The sequence below is a fragment of the Streptomyces misionensis genome, assembly GCF_007896895.1.
In the GTDB taxonomy this organism is placed as follows: domain Bacteria; phylum Actinomycetota; class Actinomycetes; order Streptomycetales; family Streptomycetaceae; genus Streptomyces; species Streptomyces misionensis_A.
Window position 1 is genome coordinate 1 of sequence record NZ_VOGW01000117.1, and the last position, 767, is coordinate 767.

1 protein-coding gene is annotated in these 767 nt (G+C 75.0%); it reads right to left on the reverse strand.

From position 1 onward, the window contains the following. Window positions 1-4: 4 nt before the first annotated feature. Window positions 5-760, reverse strand: a complete 756-nt coding sequence (locus tag FRZ03_RS20855) for a GntR family transcriptional regulator (RefSeq protein WP_146466675.1) — start codon at window positions 758-760, stop codon at window positions 5-7. Between the last annotated feature and the right edge of the window lie 7 nt (window positions 761-767).

Genomic DNA, 767 nt, shown 5'->3' on the forward strand with positions numbered 1-767 from the left:
GGTCTCAGCCCTGGAGGTGCGTGGTGAAGGAGAACCGGTCGCCCCGGTACAGCGACCGCACCCGCTCCAGCGGCCGGCCGCCGGTGTCCCGGGACACCCGGTGGATCAGCAGCATCGGCAGCGCGGGCGGGGTCCCGATGAGCAGCGCCTCGCGGGGCGTGGCGAGCACGGTCTCGATGCGCTCGTCGGCGTCGCCGAAGGTGATGCCCTGGGCGGCGAGGTAGGCGTAGAAGGAGGAGTCGGCGTCGAAGTCGGAGTCCAGCCGGGGCACCCGTTCGACGGCGACGTACGTGCTCTCGAGGCCGACCCGCTCCTCGTCCGCGAGCAGCACCCGCTCCAGGTGCCAGACGGGCTCGCCCCGGGTCAGCCCGGTCTCGGCGGCGAGCGGGCCGGGGCAGGGGAACCGGTCCAGGGTGACGAGCGCCCGGCCGGGGGTACGGCCCTGCCGGCGCACGCCCTCGGTGTAGCTGGCCAGGGACAGCGGCTGGGCCAGCTTGGGCCCGGCGACCACGGTCCCGCGCCCGCGCCTGCGCAGCCGCCCCTCCAGCACCAGCTCCCGCACCGCCTGCCGCACGGTCTCGCGGGCGACGTCGTAGCGCTCCGCGAGATCCCGCTCGGTGGGGATGACGCTGTCCTCCCCCAGCTCCTCCAGCAGCGCGGCGATCCGCGCCTTCACCGCGTAGTACTTCGGGATCCGCCCGTGCTCGGGGATGCCGGACCGGACGGGGGCGCCTGGGGCCTGCTCATAGGGGTAGTCCACGCAGGGA